This window comes from Bacillus sp. BD48 (assembly GCF_046566805.1).
Lineage (GTDB): Bacteria > Bacillota > Bacilli > Bacillales > Bacillaceae > Bacillus > Bacillus safensis.
Map to the genome: position 1 here is coordinate 120240 of NZ_JANGFM010000002.1, position 21862 is coordinate 142101.

At 41.8% G+C, this 21862-nt stretch carries 19 protein-coding genes; 9 read left to right on the forward strand and 10 right to left on the reverse strand.

Annotation, left to right across the window (positions count from 1 at the left end; genetic code table 11):
• The first annotated feature begins 9 nt into the window (after window positions 1–9).
• Entirely contained in the window at window positions 10–858 is an 849-nt protein-coding gene (locus ACLGGR_RS05640; RefSeq protein ID WP_410972663.1) for a PRD domain-containing protein, read from the forward strand.
• A 97-nt stretch (window positions 859–955) separates the two neighbouring features.
• On the opposite strand, the gene ACLGGR_RS05645 is transcribed toward ACLGGR_RS05640, so the two are convergent.
• Complete coding sequence (locus ACLGGR_RS05645) at window positions 956–2134, reverse strand: response regulator aspartate phosphatase (RefSeq protein ID WP_410972664.1); 1179 nt, start codon at window positions 2132–2134, stop codon at window positions 956–958.
• Window positions 2135–2550: 416 nt separating this feature from the next.
• On the opposite strand from ACLGGR_RS05645, the gene ACLGGR_RS05650 reads away from it, so the two are divergent.
• Window positions 2551–2763 carry a hypothetical protein gene (locus tag ACLGGR_RS05650; protein WP_142946087.1) on the forward strand — a complete coding sequence of 71 codons (213 nt, stop codon included), beginning with the start codon at window positions 2551–2553 and terminating at the stop codon, window positions 2761–2763.
• A gap of 33 nt (window positions 2764–2796) precedes the next feature.
• Here ACLGGR_RS05650 and ACLGGR_RS05655 read toward each other — a convergent pair whose 3' ends face one another.
• The 4 genes from ACLGGR_RS05655 to ACLGGR_RS05670 all read right to left on the reverse strand — a co-directional run bounded on the left by ACLGGR_RS05655 (window position 2797) and on the right by ACLGGR_RS05670 (window position 7869).
• The gene (locus ACLGGR_RS05655; protein ID WP_410972665.1) at window positions 2797–3558 is read right to left on the reverse strand and encodes an ABC transporter ATP-binding protein; all 762 of its coding nucleotides are present in this window, start codon (window positions 3556–3558) and stop codon (window positions 2797–2799) included.
• 13 nt (window positions 3559–3571) lie between these two features.
• Window positions 3572–5899, reverse strand: coding sequence for an FtsX-like permease family protein (locus tag ACLGGR_RS05660; protein ID WP_410972666.1), 2328 nt, complete (start codon window positions 5897–5899; stop codon window positions 3572–3574).
• Window positions 5896–7149, reverse strand: coding sequence for an MFS transporter (locus ACLGGR_RS05665; protein ID WP_410972667.1), 1254 nt, complete (start codon window positions 7147–7149; stop codon window positions 5896–5898). The genes ACLGGR_RS05660 and ACLGGR_RS05665 overlap by 4 nt, the downstream gene beginning before the upstream one ends.
• Before the next feature lie 69 nt (window positions 7150–7218).
• The gene (locus ACLGGR_RS05670) at window positions 7219–7869 is read right to left on the reverse strand and encodes a TetR/AcrR family transcriptional regulator (RefSeq protein WP_142946091.1); all 651 of its coding nucleotides are present in this window, start codon (window positions 7867–7869) and stop codon (window positions 7219–7221) included.
• A gap of 160 nt (window positions 7870–8029) precedes the next feature.
• On the opposite strand from ACLGGR_RS05670, the gene ACLGGR_RS05675 reads away from it, so the two are divergent.
• The 7 genes from ACLGGR_RS05675 (at window position 8030) to ACLGGR_RS05705 (ending at window position 14785) form a co-directional block, all read left to right on the forward strand.
• Complete coding sequence (locus ACLGGR_RS05675) at window positions 8030–9142, forward strand: CdaR family transcriptional regulator (protein ID WP_410972668.1); 1113 nt, start codon at window positions 8030–8032, stop codon at window positions 9140–9142.
• Window positions 9143–9260: 118 nt separating this feature from the next.
• On the forward strand, window positions 9261–10532 hold the full coding sequence (locus ACLGGR_RS05680; RefSeq protein ID WP_323649315.1) for a GntP family permease: 1272 nt from the start codon (window positions 9261–9263) through the stop codon (window positions 10530–10532).
• Between the two features lie 29 nt (window positions 10533–10561).
• The gene (locus tag ACLGGR_RS05685; protein WP_410972669.1) at window positions 10562–11701 is read left to right on the forward strand and encodes a glycerate kinase; all 1140 of its coding nucleotides are present in this window, start codon (window positions 10562–10564) and stop codon (window positions 11699–11701) included.
• Window positions 11702–11793: 92 nt separating this feature from the next.
• On the forward strand, window positions 11794–12132 hold the full coding sequence (locus tag ACLGGR_RS05690; RefSeq protein ID WP_251216213.1) for a zinc ribbon domain-containing protein YjdM: 339 nt from the start codon (window positions 11794–11796) through the stop codon (window positions 12130–12132).
• A 323-nt stretch (window positions 12133–12455) separates the two neighbouring features.
• Window positions 12456–13385, forward strand: coding sequence for an ABC transporter ATP-binding protein (locus tag ACLGGR_RS05695; protein WP_251216211.1), 930 nt, complete (start codon window positions 12456–12458; stop codon window positions 13383–13385).
• Window positions 13382–14332, forward strand: a complete 951-nt coding sequence (locus ACLGGR_RS05700; RefSeq protein ID WP_410972670.1) for an ABC transporter permease — start codon at window positions 13382–13384, stop codon at window positions 14330–14332. The genes ACLGGR_RS05695 and ACLGGR_RS05700 overlap by 4 nt, the downstream gene beginning before the upstream one ends.
• Window positions 14333–14356: 24 nt before the next feature.
• Window positions 14357–14785, forward strand: coding sequence for a DUF4064 domain-containing protein (locus ACLGGR_RS05705; RefSeq protein ID WP_340868914.1), 429 nt, complete (start codon window positions 14357–14359; stop codon window positions 14783–14785).
• 41 nt (window positions 14786–14826) lie between these two features.
• On the opposite strand, the gene ACLGGR_RS05710 is transcribed toward ACLGGR_RS05705, so the two are convergent.
• The 5 genes from ACLGGR_RS05710 to ACLGGR_RS05730 all read right to left on the reverse strand — a co-directional run bounded on the left by ACLGGR_RS05710 (window position 14827) and on the right by ACLGGR_RS05730 (window position 21831).
• Window positions 14827–16155 carry a CitMHS family transporter gene (locus ACLGGR_RS05710; RefSeq protein ID WP_024427570.1) on the reverse strand — a complete coding sequence of 443 codons (1329 nt, stop codon included), beginning with the start codon at window positions 16153–16155 and terminating at the stop codon, window positions 14827–14829.
• 283 nt (window positions 16156–16438) lie between these two features.
• Window positions 16439–18505: a beta-galactosidase gene (locus ACLGGR_RS05715; protein WP_410972671.1), complete on the reverse strand. Its 2067-nt coding sequence runs from the start codon at window positions 18503–18505 to the stop codon at window positions 16439–16441.
• 23 nt (window positions 18506–18528) lie between these two features.
• On the reverse strand, window positions 18529–19737 hold the full coding sequence (locus ACLGGR_RS05720; protein WP_410972672.1) for a glycoside hydrolase family 53 protein: 1209 nt from the start codon (window positions 19735–19737) through the stop codon (window positions 18529–18531).
• Between the two features lie 11 nt (window positions 19738–19748).
• On the reverse strand, window positions 19749–20591 hold the full coding sequence (locus tag ACLGGR_RS05725) for a sugar ABC transporter permease (RefSeq protein ID WP_410972673.1): 843 nt from the start codon (window positions 20589–20591) through the stop codon (window positions 19749–19751).
• 1 nt (window position 20592) lies between these two features.
• Window positions 20593–21831, reverse strand: coding sequence for a carbohydrate ABC transporter permease (locus tag ACLGGR_RS05730; RefSeq protein ID WP_251216307.1), 1239 nt, complete (start codon window positions 21829–21831; stop codon window positions 20593–20595).
• Window positions 21832–21862 lie beyond the last annotated feature (31 nt).

The following is a 21862-nucleotide window of genomic DNA, read 5'->3' on the forward strand; positions in this document are numbered from 1 at the left end:
GTGATGACGATGTTTAAAATCAAAAAAGTTTTAAACTCGAGTGTGGTCCTGGCTGAAGATCAGAACCAACAGGAGATGGTATTGTTCGGCCGAGGAATTGGCTATGGACAGAAACCAGGTCAAATGATAGAAGAGAAAAAAGCGGACCAAGTCTTTATGTCAGTTGATAACATGAAAGCAAAAGAATTTCTTCAACTGTTAGATTCAATGCCTCAGGAGTTTATCGATTTAACTCAGCACATCGTCCAATATGCAGAAAAACGTTTAAACTCAACTTTAAATTCAGGTGTTTATTTTACCTTAATGGATCATTTGAATTTTGCAGTCGAACGTCATAAAAAGAATATTAATATTACGAATCGCGTGTATTGGGAAATCAAAAACTACTATACGGAAGAATTTGAAGTAGGGAATTACGCACTTGGGTTAGTCAATGACACATTGGGTGTACAATTACCAAAAGAAGAAGCTGCTAATATCGCCTTTCACTTAATTAATGCATTAGGTGAAAAATCCGATTCGAAAGATGGTATGAAATATGCCAAGATGATCGGGAGTATTGTCAATCTTGTACGCTATACGTTGAATATGAAAATGGATCAAGAGAATATTCATTACAGCCGGTTCATTACACATGTGAAATTCTTTGTAGAAAGACTTTATGCTGATAAATTATTATCAGATCAAGAAAATGAGTTATTTGAACAAATTGCACACTTGTATCCTCAAGCGATGGATGTTGCATTTAAGATCAAAGACTATATTAAACAGGTGCATAGTATCGTCATTCCTAATGATGAGCTTACTTATCTTGCGGTACATATACACCGCCTCATATCTTATCAGCAACTAAAATAAATGTGGAACCACTTGCCTTGATGAGGCGAGTGGTTCTTTGTATGACCAATGTTTATATTAAGTTCCGATTGGTCGTTCTGTTGTACCAGGATTTTCATCATTTAATGAATTGAAAGCCCCTGTTTGTCCTAAAACAACGATGGTCAAAGTGATAATTAATAAAATCATTTTTTTCATTAGAATTCCCCCAGTCAATGATAGGATGTTTCATGCGATCAGCTTCCTTTAAAAAGAGATAGGCTTGATGAATTGCTCCCAGCTCTTCAAAGTGTTTTGCAGCTAATGCACTTAATTCACAGGCTCCTTCAGCATCTTTTAATTTTTTAAGAATGCTGATTTCATCGAAACAGGCTTGAGCTTTTTGAGCCATATCTTCAGTGAAATATAGATGGTAAAGCAAATTCATTTTTGCTGTATAGATGGGGCATTTCTCTGATTCATGTTTTTGGTTCACCAATTCGAAGTAATAGAGAGCTTGTGTCCTTTCATCGATAGAAAGCAGCTCTTTCATTAACATGTACATGGAGTGATGAAAGTAACATGAAGAGAGATAGTCTTCATCACTAAGAGCCTTTTCTAGGGCATCGATACATTTTTTCGATTCGCCAGCTTCGGCGTACAAAATGCTGATATTATGATAAAGCTGTGATGTTAGAAAATGATCGTTGAGACTATCTGCGATGTATAATGCTTTTTTGTAGTAGTCTTCTGCTCTTATAAAGTCACCAATGTCCATATAATTAGCAGCGGCGATGACAAAGGCTGCAGCTAGTCTTCTCTCATATCCTTCATGACTTTTGAAAATATCAATAGCATTCTGAATATAGTGTAGAGAAATCAGGCTTTGACGAAGCAGCATATATAAGTTGGCGATTTTCGTATGGAATTCTGCTACTTCTATTTCATCAGGAATGTGTTGTAGTTTTTTCTCGGCAATTTTAAACAGTCCAATGGCTGATGCATAGTCTCTTTTATATGAAGCGTAAAGGGCTTTGTATAGGTAAAAATAGTATTCAATTAAGTCGTTTGTTTTAGAGGGGCAATCTGGCTCTGTCTGTTCCTTCAGTTTTGTACCTCTCCGTTCATATAACATGAGTTTATACTTGCCTTCTAGCAATGAGTAATAGGTCAAGACCTCCTGATTTTCTTCCATTTTTTGAAGTAATCCCTTTACTTCTGTATACATTGCTTTTGCACTGTGTACATCATGCTTGCGGATTGCAATTCTCCAATCATTTAAACGATTCCCCACCTGTTCAGCAGAAATGATATCCATGGAAATTTCACCTCTTTAAGTTCCTTTCACCTGTTTCATAAAAAACGATATCACAATTTTTGGTAAAATATAATCGTTTCGGTGAGGTGATTGACAAGAGGTAATAAAAAGGACCTAAGGTCATGTGATGTACGATATTGTAAGGGGAATTGCTTGTTAGTACAAATGAATAAAATCTCTTTTTGGAAGTCTAAAAAAGGGAAATATACAATGGATTTTATGATAATGAATGAAAATATCACTCGTATATTTGGAATAAAGCATTTTTAGCTATTTCAGAGGGAAAATGGAAGGTCGATCTATGAAAGAAAATCAGGTATGATGTTGCTAGATCATGAGATAAGAAAATGATAGAAGCAGACAAAGATAGTACCAAACTCAAACTCTAACTCTAACCTTTTAGGAAGGGTGTTGAAATGAAAAAAAGATTTCAAAGCTTAAACAGACAAATCACAGTCATTATCATGACTCTGTTACTTGTTTTAGTGACTCTTTATATGTCAAAGAGATACTTTTATAGCAAAGAAATTGAGCTGCTGACAGAATCTTGTCAACAAGCTGGCGGCAAAATCATCTTAGAAACAAATAGTTTGTCTATGGATTACTCGTTTGAGTGCCAGAAAAAGTAGAACAGGCAGTTTCCTGCCTTGTTTTTACTCAAATTAAAAACCCAAATCTTGCAGCCATTGACTTAATCTCAATTCTCGATTCTCGGCAGTTGAGTGATCATATCTTCCTAGTTGTAAACTGGCTACAATTTCTCCGTCATTCATAAACATGATTCTTTCAGAACGAAGAGCTACCTTAGGGTCATGTGTGACAAGCAGCAGTGTTGCTCCCTCAGAGTGGACTCTTGAAAAAATATTCATCACTTCCTTCGTTGTACTGGAATTAAGAGCACCTGTTGGTTCATCAGCGAAAAGTATGTCTGGTTCATTCATGAGCGCTCGGCAGATAGCGGCTCTTTGAAGCTGTCCTCCTGATACTTCTGTCAAATATCTATTTGCCAAATGATCAATATCAAGTTCTTCCATTAAATATTGTGCTCGTTCATTCAATTCTTGTCTTGGCTTTTTCTTTGCTAAATAAGCTGCTGCAATGATGTTGTCAAATAGATTAAGATTTTTTAGTAAGTGGCTGTGCTGAAAGACAAACCCCATCTCTGTTAAGCGCAGAGCAGTTAACTGTTTGTCATTCATTTCTGATAGTGATCGGCCTTTATATTTGATCTCTCCTGTTGAAGCTGTTTCTATGCCGCTAAGCTGATAAAGTAATGATGTTTTCCCACATCCAGAAGGTCCCATAATGGTCACGAATTCCCCACGCTTTATCGATAAGTGAATATCCTTAAGAATGGTTTGTTTTTGTCCTTTTAATGAATTGATATGCAAAGACAATCGCTTCGTTTCAATCAAGTGTTCCATGTGAAACATCTCCTTATAAAAGTGTTTGCCTTGTCGTTGGACTAGAAAAAAACGTCTTCGATAACCAGGCGATCAAAGCTAAATTGACAATAAATAGTGTGAGTGGATACACAAACGACACCCATTGTGGTGACAGCCACTGAAGGCTCGACGCCCCTAATGATGCTCCACCGACACTCATTAAAGCAGGACCAATGGTATTGACTGCGATTGTTCCAATAAAGGCGCCAAAAGAGAGAACAACGATAAAACTTGTTATATATTGTTTTGTTATATCTGTTATAGAAAATCCAATTGTTCTTAACATGTGGTTTCGGCTCGAATCTTTCGCCTTTAACATGTGCAGAAACATGAATAGCATTAAGCTGGCGGTTCCAAAGGCAGCTAATGCAGCAAAAAATGCAATGACTTTTACAATAGCTGCTGTGCTGCCGATCGTTTGATGAACGTATTCTTTCATATCTGTCACTTTTGCAGGAGATACCTTTTTTTCAAATATTGTCTTTTTCTCTGCGATATTTACTCCTGGCTTTAGTTGGATTTGAATGGTTTGCCAAAGAGCTTTTTGAGGAAATGGCTGTGATATTGCTTTTGCTGTTTTGCCTCCATTGGTCACGTCCTGATAAATACCTGTCACCGTTCTTTGGATTTCATGCCCATTAGTTACGAGAGTGATTCTTTCTCCTATCTTTTTCTGAAGTGAATCTGCATTTAATACGGATAAAGCAATTTCTTCATTCTTTAAAGGCTGTCGTCCTTGTAAATAGTTGAGGGGAAATGCTGAGAGCTCACCTGTTTCTAAGTAGAGCGTTTCTAATGTGTTCTCCTTTGATTTCACCTGAAGAGAAGTCGTTTCATAGATGGCTGCTGTTTTTATGCTTTGATCTTCACGAATCATTGATTCTATTTCGTTTGTATTTTTCGCTAGATGATTTCCTTGGCGTATATCCATTCGAAGGTCACTTTTACCAGAGCCAAGGTATGTGATGAAATACGGTGATTGTAAGGTATGCCATAGCTGAATAGGCATGAGCATTAAAAATGTACAGAGTGCAATAATACAAGAAATCGTTGTGTACAACTTCTTTCGTGATATTAGGTCTTTTAAACCAAGCCAAATATTGACGGGTATGAACCTGCTTTTCTTGAGGTGCATAGGTATTCTTTTCTTTTGACCCGGTGGATTGATAACGCCTTGAAGTGCTTGAGCAGCTGATATTTGACCAAACTTTCTTAGGACAGCATAGCTGCAAGAGATGACGATCATTGCCGTCGCAATAGAAACAAAAAGCGGGATTAACCAATGAGCAAAAGAAGGCTGATTCCCCATGTATCGGTGAATATTGGCCGTAAACAAATCACCAAATACAAGCGTTAACACATATCCTGCTATACACCCTGCACAAGCAAGCACGGCATACTTACCAACGTATAATTGCTTGATTCTCGTTAAAGGAATCCCAAGCACCTTCAGTATGCCAATTTCACGTTCGTCCTCTTCTATAGAAGCCGTCATAGCAAGATGAAGAGAGAGAAGGGCTATACTGATGAGCAGCAGGCAAACAAGCAGGAGAATGGCAATGACCATTCCATCTGTCAATGCATTCAGCATACGCAGCAAAGGTAATGTGACAGCTGGTCCTTGTTGTGGCAACTGTGATGATTGATAGATGGCTTGAAAAGTATCTGTCTGCGCGGCATCATGCAGTAAAAATTCGATTAAGTACTCTTTTTGTTGAAACACTTGATTTATTGCATCCCAATCCTTGTTATGAAGAAGAAATCTTTTTGAACTGACAAGACTGGGGTTCATTTGTGCATCTCGCAAGAACGCTTTGATGCGAAAGGTGAATTGATTAGCTCCTTTCTCAATCAGTAACGTCTCACCTATGTTGAGATGATACTTTTGTTGAAAATAAATTGGGACAGCCACTTCACCTTTATTGATAGTGAGCTTTTCGTTTTGTTCATTTAAAAGAAAATCAAAATTGCGATTTTGCTTCACAAATAAATGATCCATCACACCTGCTTTGGCAGGCTCATGTCCGAACTTGATGTTTGCATGTTCAATTGGTATCATTGGGACGATTTGATGGGACTTTACCATGGGTTGCTTGCTTGAAAATGCTTCAATGTCTTTTTCATTTAGGTTGCCGTCATGCATTTGGACAAAGTCTGGCGCTTTGGCAGAATGAAGCAGGTTAGAAATGGAACCATTCAGCTGTACGATCATTTGAGCTGCACTTGCTGTGAGAAATGAAGTCATCATGATGCAAATGGTTAAGCCGATTGAAATAAGGCGGTGACGGGTTAAGTCTTTCTTTATAAACGCTAATCTCATGAGGCTGATTCTCCTTCATGCTGAAGCATATTTTTTGTTAAGCAGGCTAGTGCAAACATGAAAGTACTGACGATGAGCACTGTCACATACATGGTGGCTGAAAACGTATTGAACAAGAATCCATACATCATTTGGCCAAGCGGAGCAGCACATTGAGAAACCATTGTCAGATTGGCCATCACTTTTCCTAATTGATGATTTGGTGTTTTCTTTTGAACATGTGAAATCACAACGATTGAAATCATAGTTAGCAGCATAGCAATTGGAAGACATCCAGCTAAAAAGAGAAAATAAGCTGGATAAGTGCCAAATTGAAGAGCTGTTTTGGATGTTGAGAACGCCACAGGCAGTAAGATAAGCGCGATGACAAGAAGCCAGCGATATAAAGTAGGAATGCGCCAATGCTTCGCTACAAGTCCAACTAGCAGAGCCCCTGCGATGACAGCGAACTCAATCAAGCCCATGCCTATTCCATACATGATGTCACTGCTCTTCATTGTGACCCTTAATATGATTGGCCCCCCTACGATAAAAAATGGTGTAAGGATGAAATTTAACATTGCAGCAAGCAGCATGGCTCTTTTTAAAAATGGCTGGCTGCCAATATAAGAAAATCCTTGTTTCATATCTTTTATGAGTACTTTGCCCATAGACTCTGTCAGCGGACTAGGGGAGAAGGAAATGTTTAACCTTAATAGCATGCAAGCTGATAGAAAAAATACGATGGCACTTGCACCTATGATGGATTGGCTTCCAATCATTCCGTATAGAACTCCTCCGATAATAGGTGCGAGAACACCTGAAAGTGCCTGAACGCCATTGACGATGCCGTTGGCTTGTTCTAATTGCTCTTGTTTCACTAACTGTGGAATGCTGGACATGACAGCGGGAGCATAGAACGTACTCATCACACCAAGCAGTATCATGACTGCTCCAATCATATAGAGTGAATCATTCCCCGAGAATAACCAAAAATAAAAGGCAAGAATCATGATGCCGGTGAGGACATCAAATAAAATCATTAAGTTCTTTCTATTAAACCGGTCAGCAATTGCACCAGCTAAGGGAGAGAGAAGGAGTGGGATATTGGATAAAGCGAAAAGTAAGGCATATAAATCAACTCGGTGCGTCATATCCAGTACGTGTAAAGATAGAACAAACCGAATGAGAGAAGATCCGAAAACGGAAATAATCTGTCCGAGAACGAGGTAGATAAAGTGGGCTGACCCCCTTTTGGATAACAAAGACATGAATATCACTCTCCTTTTAGACCGACCGTCAGTCTATAATGTATGCAGGATTGGTATTGAAGTGACCAATCACTGATTATTTTCATCCAGCTCTCCAGATAATCGCTTCAGCAGGAAGGAAAAGCTCCCCTTTTCTGCATGTAATGAGGATTCGAGTATATCGATAAAAGCTAAAGCGCGTTGTATACTTTCTTCGGCTGTCCATTGAAACAGGCCTTCATCAAATATGACCTGTGCAGAAGCAAGAAGGAATTCAACCGTCTCTTGCGGATACTTCGTTTTGAATGTCCCTTCCTCTACACCTTGCTGAATAACATCTGCCAACACTGGTGATAGTTCTTTAATGGCTTTGATTAAGCTTTTTTGATGCATTTCTGCATTAGAAGGCTGATGGAACTGATCGATCATGCCCTGTTTATGGCTTCCTTGCTGAGGTGATTGCGCCATGATGATACGAAATAGTTTGTCAACGACGGGAAGGTCCGGCTCAGCCGCAATACGCTTTGCCACGATAATATCTTCTTTGATGATCCTGTCAATAATGGCATCCATTACTTCTTCTTTGGATGAAAAGTAGTAGTAAAAGGTGCCTTTTGCAATGCCAACGGCTTTTAATATGTCAATAATCGTTGTTTTCTGATAGCCTTTGGTTGAAAAAAGTGCTTCTGCTGCGTTTAATATGTCATTTTTACGTTCCTCAGGATGTTTAAGGGTTCTCATAAAGCCATCCTTTCTTTTAACTAGACTATCGGTCGGTCTTTGGTTTGATTAAACACTTTTCAACGTACCTTTGTCAACAGCTGATTTTTGAACACTTTGTATTTATTGTGCAATGTCACTATGATACATTGAATGAAAAAACCTTCGGGGGAGATGGAAAATGCAATTTTTGACCAGTGAATTGGCTCAAGAAATGGTTGAACGTACGATGCATATTTTACATAAAAACATCAATGTGATGAATGCAGATGGTGTCATTATTGGTTCTGGTGAACGAAACAGGATTGGCCAGAAACATGATGGTGCACGACTTGTGCTGACAAGCGGGAACAGTGTGGAAATTGACCAGGAGACCTCCTTGCGCTTAGAAGGAGTGAGACCCGGGATCAACTTGCCTATTTGCTTCCATGAACAAGTAGTTGGTGTGATTGGGATTACTGGTGAGCCAGAGGACATTCGGCATCATGCCGAGCTGGTGAAGATGGCAGCTGAACTGGTGTTAGAGCAATCTTTTCTGCTTGAGCGGGTTCAATGGCGTCATCGACTAGAAAGTGAAATTGTCAATCAGTTGATTTCATATTCTGATGCTGGGGATCATCAGTTAAAAAATCGAGCTGCTTGGCTGGGTATGGACTTAGACAAGCGCCGAATGGCTATTGTTTTTCAGCCAGTTCCATCCTCAGAGGATGCTGTTCATAAATTAATGCATGCGATTCAATATGATAAGAAGGCGGATGATTTACTTGGCATGACCTTTTGTCATGAATTGATTCTTTTAAGTCAGCCAATACCTGAACATCGATTAAAGCAGGTGACAGGTCATCTGCAAAGAACAATGCAAAGAGCAGTAGGAGTCCAAGTGTTAGTGGGGATAGGGACTGTCGCTGACGACATCAGCCAGCTGCCCATTTCTTTTCAGCATGCGAGAGATGCCCTGAGGTTAGGAAGGGCTCTTGATCCTGAAGAAAGTATGTATTCCTTTGAGTCATATCAGCTGGAAAGCTTATTCATGATGGCGGGAATTGCTGAAAAGAAAAGTCGATGGACTGACTTTTACAAGCCTTTGACACAAGAAGCAGAGCTCGCTCATACATTAAGGGTTTACATTGAAGAGGGCGGTGATTTGCAAAGAATTGTTGATCGTTTATTTATTCATCGGAATACATTGCGTTATCGTTTAGACAAAATTCAAGGATTGACCGGAAAAGACCTTCGTCATGTAAAACAGTTAATCGAGCTTTATATGGCGCAGCTAATGAATCAACTATCTTGATTGTGCAAATGCACAATTGAGTAGAGTGATAAATGAAAAAAGTTCATCCGAATTCACAACACAATCCCCTTTGGTAAACGCTTACAATTGGAGAAAGATATTTTTAGGGGGATTGAGGATGAGTGGAGATGTGACGGTAAGTACTCTGGGAGCCATGGCGGCGCTTGTGATCGCGATTGTTCTCATTCTAAAAAAAGTATCACCAGCTTATGGCATGCTGGCAGGTGCATTCATAGGCGGTTTGGTTGGCGGTGTAGACATTGTTCAGACGGTCAACGTCATGATGGAAGGTGCTAAGGACATGATTCCGGCTGTTCTTAGAATTATGGCCGCAGGTGTACTGGCTGGTGTTCTCATAGAGTCGGGTGCAGCGTTATCTATCGCTGAGGCCATCGTGAAAAGGCTTGGAGAGGCGAGGGCACTATTAGCACTCGCACTTGCAACGATGATTTTAACAACAGTGGGCGTTTTTGTAGATGTTGCAGTTATTACGGTGGCGCCAATCGCCATTGCCATTGCCAAACGCGCAAAGCTCTCAAAAACGGGGATTCTCCTTGCTATGATTGGAGGCGGGAAGGCAGGAAATATCATGTCACCGAATCCGAATGCTATTGCCGCTTCAGACGCTTTTGGTGTACCTCTGACTTCAATGATGGCTGCAGGTGTCATTCCGGCTGTGTTCGGGTTGGCTGTTACATATGTATTAGCTAAAAAGCTTGCAAACAAAGGGACGCCCGTTCTTGAAGAGGAAACCGGGCAAAGTAAAGTTCAAATACCTGCTTTTTTTCAAGCACTGGCTGGTCCGCTGGTTACCATTTTATTGTTGGCTTTAAGACCGCTTTTTCAAATCAATATAGACCCAATGATCGCCTTACCGATTGGAGGGATTGTAGGTGCTCTTTTCATGAAAAAAGGGAAATTTCTCAATGATTATGCGATGTCGGGGCTCCATAAAATGTCAGGTGTCGCGATCATGTTATTAGGGACAGGTACACTAGCAGGAATCGTATCGAATTCGTCCTTAAAAGAGGTGTTTATTCAGGCACTGGATGCCTCGGGTTTACCTCCATATTTACTTGCGCCAACTTCAGGGATATTTATGTCAGCCGCGACCGCTTCGACAACAGCAGGAACAGCGGTAGCAAGTGGTGTATTTAGCGGAACGCTGATTGGGCTTGGTGTATCTGCTCTTTCAGGGGCAGCCATGATTCATGCTGGCGCAACAGTGCTTGACCATATGCCGCACGGGAGCTTTTTCCATGCAACAGCAGGAAGTGTTCAAATGGATATCAAAGAGCGTTTGAAGCTCATGCCTTTTGAATCGTTAATCGGTTTGACGTTAACCGTTGTATCGACCATTATTTTTGGCGTTTTCCAGCTGTTTGGCTAAGAACATGATAAGAAAAGAGGGGCTTTAGGATGAAAATTGTGATCGCACCAGATTCATTTAAAGAAAGTTTGTCTGCTTATGAGACAGCATGTGCCATTGAACGAGGATTTCGTTCTATTTTGCCAAACGCGGAGTATATCAAACTGCCCATGGCAGATGGAGGAGAAGGCACTGTTCAATCGTTGGTTGATGCGACGGGCGGGCATATTGTTAATCAAGTGGTCACGGGCCCGCTTGGTGAGCCTGTGGATGCCTTTTTTGGCATGTTAGGAGATGGTCAGACTGCTGTCATAGAGATGGCCGCAGCCTCTGGGTTACATCTTGTTCCGCCAGAAAAACGTAATCCGTTATGGACCACATCAAGAGGAACTGGAGAATTAATACTTGCAGCGCTGGATAAAGGAGCGAAGCATGTGATGATTGGGCTTGGCGGAAGTGCAACAAATGATGGCGGTGTTGGGATGATGCAAGGATTAGGTGCAGCTTTCCTTGATAAAACAGGACATTCCCTGACGCCAGGCGGCGGGGCACTTCATCAATTAGCTTCAATTGATTTATCTGGACTCGATCCAAGACTACAATCCGTCCGTCTGGAGGCGGCTTGTGATGTGGATAATCCTTTAACAGGTGAGAGAGGAGCGTCTGCTGTCTTCGGCCCTCAAAAGGGAGCAGATGAAGAAATGGTTCAAGTGTTAGACAAGAACCTGGCTCATTTTGCACAAGTAGCTGAAGAGCAATTCAATGTATCCTTTGGAAAGGCAGCAGGGGCAGGAGCGGCAGGAGGACTTGGTGCGAGTTTATTAGGCTTTTTACAAGCCGATTTGCAAAGAGGAATCGATATTGTGCTGAAGGCTGTTCATTTTGATGACGTCATCAAGGAGGCAGACCTTGTCATTACGGGAGAAGGCCGAATTGACCGGCAGACCATTTATGGAAAAACGCCAATAGGCGTAGCCAAAGCAGCGAAGAAGTATCATTTGCCTGTGATTGGCATCGCAGGCTCTCTAGCAAAAGATAGTGCAGTCGTACACGATCATGGAATTGATGCACTGTTTAGTATCGTTCCAGGTATTACCTCTCTTTCTGAGGCGATACAAGATGCGAATCTTCATGTAGAGAGAACGGCTCGGAATATCGCGGCTGCGTTAGAAATTGGAAGAAAGGAGTAAACGATGAAAAATGTTTCCTTTTCTATCACATTCCATCTATAGAAATGTGGTAAAATCAATATAAATGATGTAGAAAGTTGGAGGAAACAAAAATGTCTAATCTACCGAATTGTCCTTCGTGCAGCTCACCTTATACATACGAGGACGGCAGTTTGCTGATTTGCCCTGAATGTGCGCATGAATGGTCACTTGAACAAGAACAAGCGTCAGAGGAACAGCTTGTTGTCAAAGATGCGAATGGGAACCTGTTAAGTGATGGGGACACGGTCTCTGTCATTAAAGACCTAAAAGTAAAAGGCTCATCATCCGTTTTGAAAATAGGAACGAAGGTCAAAGGCATTCGTTTAGTTGAAGGCGATCATAACATTGATTGTAAAATTCCTAGTTTTGGTGCAATGAAATTAAAATCTGAGTTTGTGAAAAAGATATAATGTATGAAAGGAGGCTGTCAGTAAGAGGCCTCTTTTCTTTATTTATAGGTGAAAGGAATAATCTCAAACGAAATTCCATACATATATACCTGTTGAAAAAGGTTCATTTTTTAAAAAATCAAGCCTCTTTTCACATAAAAACCCGCAGTTTTCTTAACCCTACCTTAAAAAAGGCAGATGATTCGGTAAATTTCGGCTAATCCCCTTCACAACTTTTGGGCATTGCTGTACCATATGGAAGTGTTCTTCTATTTTTGACGGATCATGGTGTTTATCAGGAAATAGAATGATAGATGATACTTAGACAAAGAAGGAGAGGTAACGTGACGAACGTTTTAGAACTGCATAATGTATCTAGACATATTCGCGGGAAAAAGATTGTTCAAGACTTGAGCTTTTCTGTCCAAGCGGGCGAAGTCTTTGGCTTCTTAGGACCAAATGGTGCAGGGAAAACCACAACCATTCGTATGATGGTCGGTCTTTCTCCCATTACATCTGGTGATATTCTGATTAATGGCCATAGTATTCAAACCTCCTATCAGCATGCCATCCAAGATGTCGGTGCCATTATTGAAAACCCGGAAATGTATAATCATTTAACGGCAAGACAAAATCTTGTTCACTTTGCCAGAATGAATGGGAAAGTGGACGAAGGACGAATTGATGAGCTGTTAGAACTAGTGAGCTTACAGCATGTGAAACATAAGCGTGTTCGTACGTTTTCATTAGGAATGAAACAGCGATTGGGCATTGCGCAGGCACTCATACATAGACCGAAACTGCTAATCTTAGATGAGCCGACCAATGGACTTGATCCTGAGGGAATTCGAATGATCCGAGATTACTTGAGAAGGCTTGCGAAGGAAGAAGGGCTGGCTGTTATTGTTTCAAGTCACCTCATGTCAGAGATGGAATTGATGTGTGATCGCTTTGCGATTATCCAAACCGGAAAGCTGATTGCCATTGAGGATCAGCGTGCTGAAACGAAGCAGGATGATTTGGTTAATTATCGAATGAAGGTAGCAGCCGGGGAGCTTGAAGAAGCACAGAAGCTCATTGAAGCATTTGAGGAAAGCGTCACTGTAAGAGAAGAGGAGCAGTACTTATTCTTCTCTATGCCAGAAGAAAAAATGCCAGAATTAATCCGTCATTTGATCAGCGCGTCTATTCATTTGTACGAAATCAAAATCGAAAAACAAACCTTAGAAGATAAGTTCTTAAGCTTAACAGGTAAAAAGGAGGCAGACGTATGATTCGCCTCATTCAAAACGAGTGGATGAAAATCAGTTATCGTGTTGGTACTTGGATTATGGTTGGGCTTCTTGTGTTAGGTATGGTTGCCACGCTGATCTTTGTAGTGAAAACAAATGACAAAGATCAAGCTTCAGGTGATTGGAAAACTCAGCTAGAAATGATGAATAAGGAAAACAAGAAGGAGCTCAAAGAGACAGAGAATGGTTTCTTTAAAAGACAGCTTGAAAAAGAGATCGCTATTAATGATTATCGAATCAAGCATAATTTGCCGCCAGCTGATCAGTTTAGCCACAGTGTATGGGATTATGTGAAAACAAACGCCAATTTACTTCAGCTAGTCGGTGTGTTTGTGATCATTATTGCTTCCACCATTGTGTCGGCTGAATACAAGCATGGTACAATTAAATTATTATTGATTCGTCCACCATCAAGGCTAAAGATCCTAATATCTAAATATATTACGGTGCAGCTGTATGCTCTTTTACTTGTTGGGGTGCTATTTATTTTGTCATTCATATTGGGTGCTATTTTCTTTGGACTTAACACTGATTATGTGAATTTGGTGTATCAAAATGGTGAAGTGATTGAACGTTCACAGTTTGCCAATATGGTCTATTATTATCTCGCTCATTGTGCAATGTTTGTCGTTTTGGGAACCCTTTCGTTCGCCATTTCTACAGTGTTTAGAAGTGAAGCTATCTCCATTGCCATTAGTGTGTTAGCGTATATTGTGGGTGGATCAGTCACAGGTATTTTAATGCTCTTCTTTGATTGGTCAAAATATCTGTTATTTGCAAACGATCCATCCCAATACTTTATGGAACAGGTTACTCTTATCGAAGGTATGTCTCTAGGATTCTCACTAACGGTCCTAGTCATCTATTGGGCTATTTTCTTGGCCATTGCCTTAATCGTCTTCCAAAAACGTGAAGTGAAAACAGGTTAATTAAATTTTTTAGGAGGTTTACACATGATTAAACGTAAAGGTGAAAAAATTATGGGGATTATCAGCATTGTCCTCAATGCCATTGGTGTTGGGTTTGGGGCATTAATCCTTTCTGTGGGTCCATCATTTTATGATGAAATCAATGAAGTGTTACAAGAGGAAGGAGAAACCTTGCCGATTGAAACGCTTCAAGCTTCTGTCAATGCATTTGGTACTCAGTTTATGATCGTTTCCGCAATTGCGGCTGTGCTGTCGATTGTCGGTGTGATTCTTTTGAAAACAGACCGCCGTGCCGTGCTTTCAGGTATTCTCTTCTTGGTTTCTGCTGTGACTCTTTTAATTGGAACAGTTGGCCTTGCATTTGCTCCAATGGTTCTATTGTTTATCATTGGGTTGATGTCTCTTATTAGAAAGCCGAAAACAGACATTCACACAAGTGAATATCCTTCATAATGATAGAAAAGACATGCGCATATCAGCGCATGTCTTTCTTTTTAAATGATGCCAATCAGCATCGCTACGAACAGAAGGATAATACTGAATCCCCACATCCAAAAGAAGGAGTAGCGGATGTGTTTCCCCATATCAACCCCTGCAAGACCTACCGCGAGCCAAACAGCGGGAGCCAGCGGGCTGACAAAGGTTCCGATGATGTTCCCAATCATCATGGCATATGCCGCAGAAGTGCCTGGTACGCCAACTTCAGATGTAATGGATTCAACAATTGGCAGAAGGGCGTAATAATAGGCGTCTGTACTTGTCAGCATATCAAGCGGTACTCCAAGCATACCGACAATAATATGTAAAAACGGCAGTAAGAAGGCTGGTAAAATGTGAATACTGTCCACCGCAATGGCTTTTAGCATCCCTGTGCCTTCAAGAATTCCTAAAAATGACCCTGCGGAGAAAATGACAGCCGCCATCATCAGCGCACTAGGTGCGTGTGCCTTGATTCTTTCCATTTGCAGATTCACATTCGGAAAGTTAATCAACAGTGCAAGTGACAGGCCAATCATAAACATAAAACTAGCAGGCATCACGTTCAATACGAGAAGTACCACAACACACAAAAACAGAACAAGGTTCACCCAAATGAGATGATAACGCTTTAAAGAGGCATCTCCAGTTTCACTAATAGATTGAATGGCTCGATCCCAATCAGCGCCTTCTAGTTGAACAGCAGCTATTTCATTTGCAGCAATTTTCACCCGAATTCGTTTTTCTTCCCTTTTTCCTAAAATGAATGCCATTCCTAACACGAGCACAACGCCAATGAGCTGAATTGGTATGAGTGGCACCCAAAGCTCAGAGGGGTCCATATTCAGGACACTGGCTGCCCGTCCAGTCGGTCCGGCCCATGGAATCATATTGGTTAATCCGGCGCTTGTCCCGATTAATAACAGCAGTAAATAAGGGCTCATATGTAATTTTTTATAAAGTGGAAGCAGTGCAGGTACAGTTAATAAAAAGGTCGTAGCCCCTGCTCCGTCTAAGTGTGCGATAACCCCAATCAAAGCAGTTCCCATTGCAACTGTGACAACATTTCCTTTTGTCAGCTTGATTAAAGTTTTAATTACAGGTTCAAAGAACCCTGTATCTTGCAAAATGCCAAAAAATAAAATGGCGAAGATAAACATGGTCGCCACCGGCAATACTTTGATAATCCCTTCCTCAAAGAAGGTTTGAATGTCATTGATCCCAAATCCCGCAATGAGCGCCCCTATTAAAGGCACCATGACCATGGCGACAATTGGACTTGCTTTCCCCCAAATCAGCAGCACAACAATCGTTAAAATAATCATCAATCCAACAAACGTTAACATAAGCCCCTCCCCCTACAATAAACCGTTTACATTTGTCTGTACTTTTCATCCAATGCATTCCCACATGTGCATTGAAAAAAAGGGTATCAAAAATATGAGTATGAAGCAACCGCTTTCATACCTATACAATGGTAAAAAAGGATGGAGGGACCAGTCGTGATACGGTATCAAATATTGCAAAAAAATTTAGATAAAAAATAATGATTAAATTTATCATATTTAATATGGGTATTTAGGCTTATTTAAATCAAAAAGCGCCCAATAAATGGACGCTTCTTTTAAACTATTTTTTCAAGATGACGTACTCGTAAGGATCAAGTTGAAGCTGCTCAGGCACTTGCTGCCCAGTCAGCATATTCTCATAGCTTGCCTCTGAATCTAGAGACATGTTCTGCTGCTCTTCTGTAAAATTCATCAAAAACACATAGTCCTGCGTACCGTCTGTTCGCTTTTGTACACTGACTCCTTCTGGAATTGCAGTGGATAGGACAGGCTGTATGCCAATACCTGCGATAAGGTCTTCGTAAAACTCATCATAAAAAGCCTGCTCATTTTCTGAGGCCATATAGTATGCTTTCCCTTTTTCTAATGAACGGACAGTCAGGGCTGGCTGTCCTTCGTAGCAGCCATTCTCAAAATGTCCTAACACAGAGGCCGTCTCAGGGTGTATGGATTCGCAGTATTGTCCGACATGATAGGTGCGTCCATGCCCTGTAGTCATTAACACATGTTCATCAGGCATCAATGTGTTGATTTCCTCTGCCCAAATGCCAAGTACATGGCGGAGAGGACCAGGGAAACCGCCGAGGAAACAGAGATCATTTTCGTCGACCATGCCGCTCCAGTAAGTCGCGATAAAAATGCCGCCCTCTTTGACAAAGGCTTCAATTTTTTCTGCAACGCCTGGTTTGATCATGTAGAGCATTGGCCCAATGAGCACACGATAGGATGAGAAATCCTTTTCCATCCCGACAATGTCAACAGGGATACCTTTTTTCCAAAAGCTTCGATAGTGAGTTTGACAAGCCTCTACATAGCGTTTGTTTGTATTATTTAAGCCTTGCGCATCATCAATGGCCCAGTGATTTTCCCAATCATAAATGATGGCAACCTCTGGCTGAACGGATGTGCCCGCAATTGGGTGTAGCTGCTCCAGTTGTTTCCCTAGATCAGCCACTTCTTGAAACACACGCGTATGTTCATGACCAGAATGATCGACAACGGCACCGTGGAATTTTTCAGAGGCGCCTCGGCCTTGCCGCCATTGGAAATAGAGCACGGAGTCTGATCCGTGGGCAATTGCTTGCATGGCAGAAAGGTGTGCCATGCCTTTATGTTTGACCTTGTTCACTTCATGCCAGTTCACAAGGCTAGGCGTACTCTCCATGACGAGAAACGGCTGTCCGTCCTTTAAGGAACGATACAAATCATGTACAAAGGCAACGTTTGATGCTAATTCGGCCGTTGTTTCTCTGCCGCTATGCCAAGCAGGATAGCTATCCCATGAGATCACATCGACCTCTTTTGCAAATTGATGATAATCCAGCCCAAGGAAAGGACGCATATGCGGGTAGTCGCCCATAAAGTTCGTGGTTACAGGGATATGAGGCGTCAATTCCCGCAGCGGCTCAATTTCATTTTTGTAAAAATTGATGGTTTGTGCTGTGACAAAGCGTTTCCAATCCAGGTTCATGCCGTGAATCATGTGCTCCCCGTGTGGTGCAGGTGACTCGATTTGTGACCAATCACTATACGTGTGACTCCAAAATCCTGTCCACCATGCTTGATTCAAAGCCTCAAGATCATGATTGTATTTGTCTTTCAAATAGTCTCGAAATGCTTCCTGGCAAAGGTCGCAATGACACTCGCCGCCGTACTCATTCGAAATGTGCCACATGATTAGTGCTGGATGATCCTTGTAGCGTTCCGCCAGCAGCCGGTTGAGTGTATTCGTTTTTTCTCGATAAACCGGAGAGGTGAAGCAATGATTGTGGCGCAGTCCATGTAAGTTACGCTGACGATTCGCTTCGACGCGCAATACTTCTGGATATGTTTGTGACAGCCAAGCAGGTCTTGCCCCGCTTGGCGTTGCGAGAATGGCGTGTGCCCCCTGCGCTGCCAAGCGGTCCATGATGTCATCCAGCCATGCAAAGTCATACTGACCTTCTGCTGGCTCTAGCTTACTCCATGCGAAAATGTTGATGGAGAATGTTTGACAGTGTGCAAGCTTCATTAATCGAAAATCTTCTTCAATGATCTCTGGCATATGGAGCCATTGATCTGGATTATAATCGCCACCATGCAAAAAGCCTTTCACATTTGGGTGAACGAGTGGGTAACGCTTTCCCATTTTGTCACGTCCTATCCTTTTAGTTACGGTGTCATTTGTTTAAATACATCAAGAGAAGGCAGTGCTTTTCCGTTGAAATCAAACATCGCTTGATTTTCCCACGCATTTCCGACAGTACCGGTTGTTTGGATATAAGCCAGCCCGTATTGACTAGACCACGGAGCGCCTTGCGCTGGAATCCAAAGCGGCTCCCAATAAAAGAACCCCTTCCCGCGGTTGTTGTTTACTTGTGAAATCTTTTCGGATAGATCTCGTATAAAAGATGCCTGGCCTTGAGGTGAGGCGGGATAGCCGGCTGTATTGACAGAGTCTTGATTAAATGAGTTATCTAGGTTGTCACCGTTCGCTGTCGTAAAGCCGTAAGCGGTTTCCACCACGATCACGTCTTTGTTATAGCGGGCACTAATATCATTCATATTGGACGTAAGACCGCTAAAGCCGCCGTCCCAATACGGGTAATAAGATAAACCGATCGTATCGAATGAGACGCCTCGTTTTGTGATTTCATCAAACCACCAGCGGGATGCACCATTGTCTCCGCCATGCGCAAGGTGAAGCATGATTTTGATGTTTGAATCGACAGAGCGGACGGCATTTGTGCCAGCCTTTAGTAAAGCAGCGAGCCGGTCAAATTCACCACCGCCTTCACCCCAGCTTTTTCCGTTTGGCCACAGCATACCTGAGTTCAACTCATTCCCGACCTGAACCATATTCGGCAAGGCATTTTGCGCTCTCATCGCTTTGAGCACATCAGCTGTGTAAGTGCCGACCGCTTTTTCTAAATCGTTTTGTGAGAGGGACGCCCACGCTTTTGGTTTGAATTGTTTACCAGGGTCAGTCCAGAAATCACTGTAGTGAAAATCAAGCAGCACTTTCATGTTTTGTGCTTTTGCGCGTTTCGATAAAGCGATGGCTGTGTTGAGATCATTTGTGCCGCCGTTATAGGCACGGCCTTGATTGTCATATGGATGGTTCCACAGTCTGATACGCACATAGTTGACACCTTTATCTTTTAATAGTTTGAGCGGGTCAACCTGCTTTCCGTTCTGATCGTAGTATCTGCCGCCGCTTCTCTCCACTTCTGCAAGCATGGAGATATCAGCTCCTTTGATGAAATCACCTTGCAGGCCATTGATCGGTTTCACAGAAATCGTATCGGCCCTTGCTTCAGGCAGAATACCTAATCCCATCAGAAAGAAAACGACAACAGTGACAAGCAACCATTTCTTCATCAAATCTCCCCTTATCCTTTTGTCCCGCCTTGTGTAAGGCCGGATACAAATTGTTTTTGTAAAACAAGAAACAATAAAGCAACTGGAATTGCAATGAGTAAAGCCCCGGCTGCAAAGGTCGTGTAGCTGGCACCCATTTTATCTGACACAAGATTGTACAGACCGATTGGGAGCGTATACATTTCGGGTGAGCGGACAATGACACTGGAAATGATGAAATCACCCAGTGGACCTGTAAATGAGTTGATTGCGACAACGGCTAAGATGGGCTTAGCGAGCGGCATAATAATTTGGATGAAAATCCGGAAATGCCCTGCGCCGTCCATTCTGGCTGATTCATCGAGATCCTTTGGAATCGCATCAAGATAGCCTTTCATTAAATACGTATTCATCGGAATTTGTCCACCTGCATAAATCAAAATCAGGGCAAGGTGGCTGTTAATGAGTCCAAGCATTTGAGCGAGAACAAAAATCGCAATCAGCGCTGAAAACTGAGGAATCATTTGCAGCAGCAAAAAGAGCATCAGCCCATTTTTCCGTCCTTTGAAGCGGAATCTAGAAAACGCATAGCCTGTAAAACTGACAAGAATCAGCGTTAACACCATTGTGGCAATACTGATCTTCATTGAGTTCCAATACCATTTTGCATAAAGTGCTCCCTGACCGAAGAACAGCTCGATGAAGTGGCTGAACGTTGGATTCTTCGGAAACATGCTTGTACTCATGAGGCTGTTCCCAGGATTAAAAGAAGCACCAATCGTCCAAAGCAGTGGATATAGAATACAAATGGAGGCAATGAAAAGGATAAAATAAGTGATGCTCAGGCGAATGAGCTTGTTTTGTTTTGATCCCATATCACATCATGTCCTCCTCTTTGAATGAATTCGTTCTCTTAAACTGCCAGAGTGCAATGGCGATGACAAAGATTGAAAGTAAGATCGTGACAGCGGCAGCGAGTGCATATTGAGAAGACTGCATCGTGAGTTTGTAAATCCAAGAAACCAAGATGTCCGTTCCCCCAGCAGTTGAGCCAGCCACAGGCGGTCCTCCGCCATTAAATAAGTAGATGATATTAAAGTTGTTAAAGTTAAACGTATATTGCGTGATTAATATAGGCGCAATGGAATAAAGGACAAGCGGTAACGTGATGGACCGGAATTTCTGAAAGAAGTTTGCCCCATCAATGGTCGCAGCTTCGTATAGATCCTCTGGAATTGCCTGCAAAACACCAGTTGTCATAATGAAAACAAAAGGAAAACCAAGCCAAGTCTGCATCGCAATGAGGGCAATTTTGCTCCAAAATGGATCTGTCAGCCATGGTTTTGGATCAATCCCAATCGATGCAAAAAGTGTGTTGTTAATGGCTCCAAATGTATCGTTGAACAGTCCGGCAAACACCAAAATGGTCACAAAACCTGGAACAGCCCAAGGAAGAATCAAAATCGTTCTAAAAAATCTTTTTCCTTTTAAATCCTTCTGGTTGAGCAAAACTGCTAGAAAGATGCCGATGGCACATTGAAGGGTGGACGCAGCCAAAGTCCATACGACGGTCCAGCCAAGTACATCAATGAAGGTGTCTCTCCAAATATCAATGGAAAAGATATTTTGAAAGTTCTTGATCCCTACCCAATCGATCAGATTGGCAGGAGGCGAGTGGTATAAATCGTAGTTCGTAAAGGCAAGCGCAAAGCTGAACATAATAGGAAAGACAACAGAAAAAAGAAGTAAAAAGAAAGCAGGAGTGCTCATTAAGTAAGGAAAGCCTTGGTCGATAAGCTGATGATATTGAGCTCGGATGGAATGGAGCGGAACCCCTTGATCACGTTTCTTTCCGTTCATAAAAGCATCACGCATCATGAGTACGTAAAAGCCGATACCAAAACCAGCTGTTAACAGCGCAATAATTCCTTTTGCCAAAAGAAAAACAGAGTTGTCACGAGGCAGCATCGTACCAAGTGTGAACAGCCCCCAAAAGCCAATATTGAATAAATCATAAAATACGATTAAAAAAGAGACGCCGAACAGGAAAAAAAGTGCCCCTTTGACGTACTGCTTGTTGTAAATCTGCCCCATCCCGGGTATTAAGGAGAACATTAGCGCCCGTCTCCGGTGTGTCTTTGATTCC

Bases quoted from the DNA above. Each gene is read 5' to 3' on its own strand.
- ACLGGR_RS05685 (WP_410972669.1), top strand. From the start codon at position 10,562: ATGAAAATTGTGATCGCACCAGATTCATTTAAAGAAAGTTTGTCTGCT.
- ACLGGR_RS05720 (WP_410972672.1), bottom strand. From the start codon at position 19,737: ATGAAGAAATGGTTGCTTGTCACTGTTGTCGTTTTCTTTCTGATGGGA.
- ACLGGR_RS05715 (WP_410972671.1), bottom strand. From the start codon at position 18,505: ATGGGAAAGCGTTACCCACTCGTTCACCCAAATGTGAAAGGCTTTTTG.
- ACLGGR_RS05650 (WP_142946087.1), top strand. From the start codon at position 2,551: ATGAAAAAAAGATTTCAAAGCTTAAACAGACAAATCACAGTCATTATC.
- ACLGGR_RS05680 (WP_323649315.1), top strand. From the start codon at position 9,261: ATGAGTGGAGATGTGACGGTAAGTACTCTGGGAGCCATGGCGGCGCTT.
- ACLGGR_RS05660 (WP_410972666.1), bottom strand. From the start codon at position 5,899: ATGAGATTAGCGTTTATAAAGAAAGACTTAACCCGTCACCGCCTTATT.
- ACLGGR_RS05705 (WP_340868914.1), top strand. From the start codon at position 14,357: ATGATTAAACGTAAAGGTGAAAAAATTATGGGGATTATCAGCATTGTC.
- ACLGGR_RS05640 (WP_410972663.1), top strand. From the start codon at position 10: ATGTTTAAAATCAAAAAAGTTTTAAACTCGAGTGTGGTCCTGGCTGAA.
- ACLGGR_RS05725 (WP_410972673.1), bottom strand. From the start codon at position 20,591: ATGGGATCAAAACAAAACAAGCTCATTCGCCTGAGCATCACTTATTTT.
- ACLGGR_RS05655 (WP_410972665.1), bottom strand. From the start codon at position 3,558: ATGGAACACTTGATTGAAACGAAGCGATTGTCTTTGCATATCAATTCA.
- ACLGGR_RS05665 (WP_410972667.1), bottom strand. From the start codon at position 7,149: ATGTCTTTGTTATCCAAAAGGGGGTCAGCCCACTTTATCTACCTCGTT.
- ACLGGR_RS05675 (WP_410972668.1), top strand. From the start codon at position 8,030: ATGCAATTTTTGACCAGTGAATTGGCTCAAGAAATGGTTGAACGTACG.
- ACLGGR_RS05710 (WP_024427570.1), bottom strand. From the start codon at position 16,155: ATGTTAACGTTTGTTGGATTGATGATTATTTTAACGATTGTTGTGCTG.
- ACLGGR_RS05730 (WP_251216307.1), bottom strand. From the start codon at position 21,831: ATGTTCTCCTTAATACCCGGGATGGGGCAGATTTACAACAAGCAGTAC.
- ACLGGR_RS05700 (WP_410972670.1), top strand. From the start codon at position 13,382: ATGATTCGCCTCATTCAAAACGAGTGGATGAAAATCAGTTATCGTGTT.
- ACLGGR_RS05670 (WP_142946091.1), bottom strand. From the start codon at position 7,869: ATGAGAACCCTTAAACATCCTGAGGAACGTAAAAATGACATATTAAAC.
- ACLGGR_RS05645 (WP_410972664.1), bottom strand. From the start codon at position 2,134: ATGGATATCATTTCTGCTGAACAGGTGGGGAATCGTTTAAATGATTGG.
- ACLGGR_RS05690 (WP_251216213.1), top strand. From the start codon at position 11,794: ATGTCTAATCTACCGAATTGTCCTTCGTGCAGCTCACCTTATACATAC.